The following is a 6,280-nucleotide window of genomic DNA, read 5'->3' as shown; positions in this document are numbered from 1 at the left end:
ATGGTCTTGTTGTGCCCCAGCGACCACCGCCGCATCCACGACGCCAACTCCACCTATGAGCGGCTTCCGGATGGACGGATCCGGTTCACCCGACGGACCTGAACCGGCCACGCCCAAGACCAGACCGGCCCCCACCACCCACGTTCTCCGCCGCCATGCGTTCATGGCTGCCGAGACGAACGGTGCGCGCTACCCCGACCTGGTGGGACTGACATTCGCCGAACCGCTGCCAGCCCTCGAGCCGGTGCGGGTCGCCGGTCCGCTGCCGATCACCGGACCGCACCCGTGCAGGTCGCGGGGACCGTGCCCCGGCTTGGTCGTGCACCACGTCTGGATGTGGCTTCCCCACTGCTGCTGATGCTGCCCCACACCACGAGAGGTTCCCCAGGCTCCGGAGCAGGGGAAGCGACATCTCAGTGGGGAACTGTCTGTACCCGTGGGAACCCGGGCACAAAGCTGCACCATCTGCCACTCGAACAGTCGGCGCCGAAGTGACAACACGGGAACCGGCGCCGCTACCTGTCAAAGGTTGTCGACCCAAGCAGCGACGCCTTGTGAATCGCCTCATTCACAAGGCGTCATCGTCTAGTAAAAGCGCCGCGACCCAGCCGCTCCATCAAGGAGTCAGCGACCCGAACTCCCAAGCCCGTACCCAACCCAGGGAATCCGCGCCAAACCCCGCCGCCGACCCGATAACCAGCCAAAATTCTCGGGGTCGGCCGGTGTCAAGGACCGCGAAGCGGCCGGCGAAGCCGGCGGCCGAAGGCCGTCCTTGACTCCGGACGAGACCGAGAACACCATCCATAACGGGTCGGCGGCCATCGCCCAAGAAGCAACGCCCAACCCCGAGGCGTAGGGCGTACCTAGGAAACGCTCGAGACACCCGTCTCCCAACGCCCGATGAGCTCGACCTCGTGCGGAGGCGGCCCCGGAAGCCGGCGGCTGGCGGCCTCGGCACGAAGACCGTCGCAGACCAGGGCGAGGTAGCGGCGGCGCAGGGCGGCGCTGCGTACGTCGTCTCCTACGTCGATACGACTGATCTGCTCGAGGAGCACGGTGATGTCGGCGCGGGTGACGTCGGGGCGGAGGATGCCGCTGCCGCGGGCGCCACGCAGGAGGCGGTTCGTGGTGTGGACGGCGAGCTTGTCCAGGTCACGTAGGCCCTGGTCGAAGCTGACCTCGTCGCGCAGGGCGAGGGTGATCCGCGGGAGCCCGTCGTCGAGGACCTGGCGCAGGAAACCCGTGAACGCGTGCCACGGGTCGTCGGTGTCGCTCAGCGCCGCCTCCGCGAAGGCGATGTAGCGGCGGTAGCTGTCGGCGGCGACGGCCCGCAGCAGAGCCTGCTTGTTGGCGTAGCGGCGATAGAGCCCGGCCACTCCCATCCCGGCCTCCTCCGCGACGGCTGCCATGGTCGCGCGGGGATCCCTGAGCAGGACCTCCCGAGCTGCGATCAGGACCGCACGGTCCGCGTTGAGGGGCGGCATACCCCACACCCTACGTGCGGGCGCCAGCCTCAGGCGGTCTGTACCTGTGTGATGTCGGCCAAGGCCGCGATCGGACGGTTCGGGTAGTCGGCGAAGACCCCGTCGATCCCGGCCTCGAAGAGGCGATTCGCCTGGTCACGTCCTGCTTTCAGGGTCCAGACGAAGACCAGCAGGCCGTGTCGGTGGGCCTCGTCGGCCAAGCCGGTGGGCGGCTGCCCCTTCTTGCGGACCATCGACTTCTTGGGGCCGATGGCCTGGGCGTACGTCGCGATCTCAGCGCAGTCGACCGCACCCCACTTCTTGTCGACCAGCTGTACCAGCGGAAGCTCGGTGCGGGTGCTCATCTCCCGCACCCAGGCCTCGTCGAAGCTCTGCAGCCACAGCCGCTGGGTAGGCAGGCCCGGGAGGCTGTTCCAGGCCTCGACGCCGTGGTCGGCGAGAGTCTGCAGGAGGGTCTCGGTGACGGGCAGACCGATGGAGGCGAAGTACGTCGGGTGCTTGACCTCCACGTGCAGCCCGACCCGCCGCCCGCGGCGCTGAGACTCGTCGGCGACGAGCAGCAGCAGGGTGTCGAGGGTGATGATCGGCTGGCTCGTCGTCGGCGCGCCGAGGGTGAGCAGCTCGGAGAAGGTGAAGTCCTCGGTGAACCAGCCAGTCCACTTCTTGCCGCTGATCACCTTGGTCGTACGCCGATCGGCGAACTCCAGGCGGGAGGCGACGTCCGTGGTGCGGGAGAGCTCGTTCTCGTGCCGGAGAACCATCACCCCGTCGTTCGTCATCACCACGTCGGTCTCGAGTGCGTCCACGCCCTGGCGCAGCGCCAGGCGGTAGGACTCCAGGGAGTGCTCCGGCAGATAGCCGGGTGCTCCGCGATGGCCGATCACAAGAGGGCGGTGGGCCGATGCCATGGCGCCAAGCGTGCGTGCCGGCAGCGACGCCGCGGCGGGCGCAATGTGAATGGGACGTTACGAGCGGCGGGCCGTTCGGTACGGCTCCCCCGCGGTCGTCAGGGAGTGTCCTCGCCGGACCAGACGACGTTCTCGCGGATCAGCCGGGCGGGGACGCCGGCCACGGCCGTGCGCGGCTCGACCTTCTGGTTGCGGACCATCGCGCGCATGCCGACGACGGCTCCGTCACCGATCTCGGCGTGGCCGGTGACGATCACGTCGCGACCGAGCCAGACGTGCTCGCCGAAGCGGATGTTGGCGCCGTACGGATTGATCCGCTGCCCCGTCTCCCCGTCCTCGAGGCGGTGCATGTCGTCGGTGGCGACGTAGACGTTGGCCGCCCATAGCTGGTCGCGGGCAGCCACGATCGAACCGCCGTTGCGGGCATCGATCTGGGCGCGCGAGGTCGCGACGAGGCCACCGGAGAGGATCACCGCAGAGCCGCCGCCGCAGTAGATCTCGCCCCAGACCATGCTCGTGTCCGGGCCGATGAAGATCGTCGGCGAGTCGCCGCCGACCAGCAGCGCCTGCATCGAGGTGATGTCGGTCGCGACCACGATCAGCGCGTCGGAGAACGGGTAGAACCCGAGCAGCTCGATCAGCCGCTGGTCGAGCGGGAACCCGTCACGCAGGTAGAGCGCGTTGCCGCCCTCGTGCCACCACTCCGGCAACGGTCCGGTGATCTCGCTCAGCTCGAGCCCGGCCAGCACCTCCGGTGCGAGCCCGGCGGCGATGAGCCGCTCCCGATGTACGTCGGTGAGCGGCTCACCCCTGGTCCAGGACATGCCGGGAACCTTACGACGTCTCAGCTCGGGTGCATCCCGCTGGTCACGTTGAGCCAGGTTCCGGTGATCGCCCCGGCACCGTCGGAGGCGAGGAAGGTCGCGGTGTCGGCGACCTCCTTCAGCCGCGGCGACCGCTTGGTCATCCGCATGCCGTCGAGGTTGGCCCGGATCCCGTCGAGGGCCTCCTCCGGGAGCCGCGTCCCGAGGACCCGCTCGAACTTCTCCGGGGTGAAGGTCTCGGTGATCCCGGCGGTCCAGATCCCCACGACGCGTACGCCGGAGGGGCCGACCTCCGCGGCCAGATCACGGACGAGCGCGTCGAGGGCACCGTCGGCGGCGCTGGTCCCGCCCATGCCGGGCGCCGAGCCGCGTGCGGAGCCGGAGTCGAGCGCGAGCACGACGCCCCGGCCTTGCGCCACCATCTGCCTGGCCGCCGCGCGGGCGGTGTGGAAGGAGCCGGTGATGCCGCGTACGACCGGCTGGGTGTAGTCGGCGGCCGAGATCTCCAGCAGCGCCTGCCCCTGGATGTCGCCGCGGTCGGCGACGTTGAACGAGATGTCGAGCGAGCCGGTCTCGGCGACGACCCGCTCCACGAAGGCGACCACGGCGTCCTCGTCGAGGATGTCGACGACCCCGTAGCCGGCGGCGCCGACCTCCGCGGCCCTGGCCGCCAGGGTGGCCTCGGTGCGGCCGGCGAGGTAGACCTTGGCACCCGCCTCGGCGAAGGCCTTCGCGGTCGTGGAGCCGATGTCACCCGCCCCACCCCAGACGATGGCGGTGCGGTCCTGAAGCTGTGCGTTCATGGTGTCTCCTGAGCTCCTCTCGCGCACCCGTCGTGCGCGATCTGCCGGTTAGGACGTACGCAGCGCCGGCAACTCATCGGGTCACGCGAAACTTTCTCAGGTCAGTGCTTGCGGGAGCCCGAAAGCCGGGAAGAGATGCGGCTCGAAGGTGGTGATCTGAGCCAGCCGGCCGTCGACGACCCGGAGCACGTCGAGCGTCTGCGGGCGGTAGATCGTGGTCCCGGGCCGGCGTACGTAGCCCGCGACCGCGGGCATCCGGTTGGCGCTCGCCGGGACGAACCGCCATTCGCCGAGGTAGGTCGGCGAGGACGGGTCCAGGTTGGGCAGCACGAAGTCCAGCAGCGCCTGGCGGGTCGAGAACCAGAACGGGTTCGGCGGCATGGTCAGCACGGCGTCGCTGGTCAGCAGATCGGCGATGCCCTCCCGCCAGTTGCTCGCCCCGGCGGCGATGTAGGCGTCGATGACCTTCCGCTCCTCCTCGGTCGGCCCCTCGGTGCGCCAGGTCGACCGGTCCTCGGGCAGGTGTCGGCGCAGCGCGGGCTTGGCCCGTTGCAGCAGCGAGTTCACCGTGGCGACGGTGACGTCGAGCGCGGCCGCGGTCTCAGCGGCCGACCAGCCGAGCACCTCCCGGAAGACGAACACCGCCCGCTGCTGCGGGGTCAGGTGCTGAATCGCGGTGAGGAAGACCAGCTCGATCGTCTCCCGTGCGACCGCCTCGTCCTCCGGACGCTCCGGCTCCAGCAGGGAGTCGGGGAACGGCTGGAGCCATTCGAGCAGCTCCGGCGGCTCGCCGGTGCCGTGGTCGAACCCCGGCAGCGGGGCGTACGTCCTCGGCCGCCGCTCGTTGCGGCGCAGGAAGTCGAGGCAGGTGTTGGTCGCGATCCGGTAGAGCCACGCCCGCATCGCCTCGGGGTCGGTCAGCTGGTCGCGCCGCTCCCACGCCTTGACCAGGGTCTCCTGCACCAGGTCCTCGGCCTCGTCGAAGCTCGCCACCATCCGATAGCAGTGCACCCGCAGCTCGCGCCGGTGCTTCTCGGCGGCATCCATGAACGGGTCGGCCAGCATGCTCATGCCCAGTGAGCGTAGGTGCCCGACGACCACGCCGGAAACGCAATTCGCAACCGATATCAAACAAGTGCAACGCGACGTATTCGGACGACGTATCGCGTATGTGGGGCGGTCCTCCCAGGGCCCCGGTCCTGATTCCCGGCCGGGGCCCTGGCCATGCTCCAGCCCAGCTCAGACGAGAGCGCGGAGCTTGGGGAGGATCTCCTCGCCGTAGAGCTTGAGGAACTTCGCCTGGTCCGGGCCCGGGGCGTGGAAGACCAGGTGGGTGAAGCCCATGTCGAGGTACTCCTTGATCCGGGCGACGTGCTCGTCGGGATCGGTCGAGACGATGAAACGACGGGCGGTGGCCTCGGTCGGGAGCGCGTCGGCGAGACGCTGCATCTCCACCGGGTCCTCGACGGAGTGCTTCTGCTCGGGGGTGAGACCGAGAGCGCCCCAGAACCGGGTGGCCTCCATCGCCTGCTCCAGGTCGTGGTCGAAGGAGACCTTGACCTCGATCATCATGTCCACGTCCGCAGGCTTGCGCTCGGAGAGCTCGATGCCGGCCCGTACGGCCGGGAGCAGCGTGTCGGTGTAGAGCTCGGCACCCTTGCCCGAGGTGGTGATGTAGCCGTCACCTGCACGGCCGGCGTACTTGGTCGCGGCCGGACCCGAACCCGCCAGGTAGATCGGGACCGGCGTGGACGGCTTGTCGTAGATGGTCGCCCGGTCGAGCTGGTAGTAGTCGCCCTCGAAGGTGACCCGGTCCTCGGACCAGAGCTTCTTGATCACCCGCACCGCCTCGCGGAACCGCGCGAAGCGCACCTTGCCCTCGGGCCACTCGATGCCCAGCGGGGCCTCGTTCATCGCCTCACCGGTGCCCATCCCCAGCACCACGCGGTCGGGGAAGAGCGAGCCGAGGGTCGCGAAGGACTGCGCCACGATCGCCGGGTGGTAGCGGAACGTCGGGGTGAGCACCGAGGTGCCCATCACGATCCGCTCCGTGCGCGCGCCGAGAGCGCCCAGCCAGGTCATCGCGAACGGCGCGTGTCCGCCGTCGTGCCGCCAGGGCTGGAGATGGTCGGAGATGAAGACTGAGTCGAAACCCTGCTCCTCCGCCATCACGCCGTAGTTCAACAGCTCCGTGGGTGCGAACTGCTCGTTGGACGCCTTGTATCCGAACCTGATCTCCGTCACGGGGTCACGGTAGCCTC

6 protein-coding genes are annotated in these 6,280 nt (G+C 69.3%); all 6 read right to left on the bottom strand.

What is annotated here, in order from left to right; all coding sequences use genetic code 11:
* Window positions 1-863: 863 nt before the first annotated feature.
* The 6 genes from BLT25_RS25090 to fgd all read right to left on the bottom strand — a co-directional run bounded on the left by BLT25_RS25090 (window position 864) and on the right by fgd (window position 6,263).
* A complete protein-coding gene (locus BLT25_RS25090; RefSeq protein ID WP_091051917.1) occupies window positions 864-1,484 on the bottom strand; it encodes a TetR/AcrR family transcriptional regulator in 621 nt (206 codons plus the stop codon).
* A 29-nt stretch (window positions 1,485-1,513) separates the two neighbouring features.
* On the bottom strand, window positions 1,514-2,392 hold the full coding sequence (locus tag BLT25_RS25085) for a glycerophosphodiester phosphodiesterase family protein (RefSeq protein WP_091051915.1): 879 nt from the start codon (window positions 2,390-2,392) through the stop codon (window positions 1,514-1,516).
* 98 nt (window positions 2,393-2,490) lie between these two features.
* On the bottom strand, window positions 2,491-3,216 hold the full coding sequence (locus BLT25_RS25080; RefSeq protein ID WP_091051913.1) for an LbetaH domain-containing protein: 726 nt from the start codon (window positions 3,214-3,216) through the stop codon (window positions 2,491-2,493).
* Window positions 3,217-3,236: 20 nt separating this feature from the next.
* A complete protein-coding gene (locus BLT25_RS25075; RefSeq protein ID WP_091051912.1) occupies window positions 3,237-4,019 on the bottom strand; it encodes an SDR family NAD(P)-dependent oxidoreductase in 783 nt (260 codons plus the stop codon).
* A gap of 96 nt (window positions 4,020-4,115) precedes the next feature.
* Entirely contained in the window at window positions 4,116-5,090 is a 975-nt protein-coding gene (locus tag BLT25_RS25070; protein ID WP_091051946.1) for an RNA polymerase subunit sigma-70, read from the bottom strand.
* Window positions 5,091-5,258: 168 nt separating this feature from the next.
* Entirely contained in the window at window positions 5,259-6,263 is a 1,005-nt protein-coding gene (gene fgd, locus BLT25_RS25065; protein WP_091051910.1) for a glucose-6-phosphate dehydrogenase (coenzyme-F420), read from the bottom strand.
* Window positions 6,264-6,280 lie beyond the last annotated feature (17 nt).

The organism is Nocardioides sp. YR527 (assembly GCF_900101045.1).
In the GTDB taxonomy this organism is placed as follows: domain Bacteria; phylum Actinomycetota; class Actinomycetes; order Propionibacteriales; family Nocardioidaceae; genus Nocardioides.
This window is presented reverse-complemented; position numbering and strand designations above follow the sequence as displayed.

Excerpts from the sequence above, each read along its gene's own strand:
- BLT25_RS25090 (WP_091051917.1), bottom strand. The coding sequence starts at position 1,484 with ATGCCGCCCCTCAACGCGGACCGTGCGGTCCTGATCGCAGCTCGGGAG.
- BLT25_RS25085 (WP_091051915.1), bottom strand. The coding sequence starts at position 2,392 with ATGGCATCGGCCCACCGCCCTCTTGTGATCGGCCATCGCGGAGCACCC.
- BLT25_RS25080 (WP_091051913.1), bottom strand. The coding sequence starts at position 3,216 with ATGTCCTGGACCAGGGGTGAGCCGCTCACCGACGTACATCGGGAGCGG.
- BLT25_RS25075 (WP_091051912.1), bottom strand. The coding sequence starts at position 4,019 with ATGAACGCACAGCTTCAGGACCGCACCGCCATCGTCTGGGGTGGGGCG.
- BLT25_RS25070 (WP_091051946.1), bottom strand. The coding sequence starts at position 5,090 with ATGAGCATGCTGGCCGACCCGTTCATGGATGCCGCCGAGAAGCACCGG.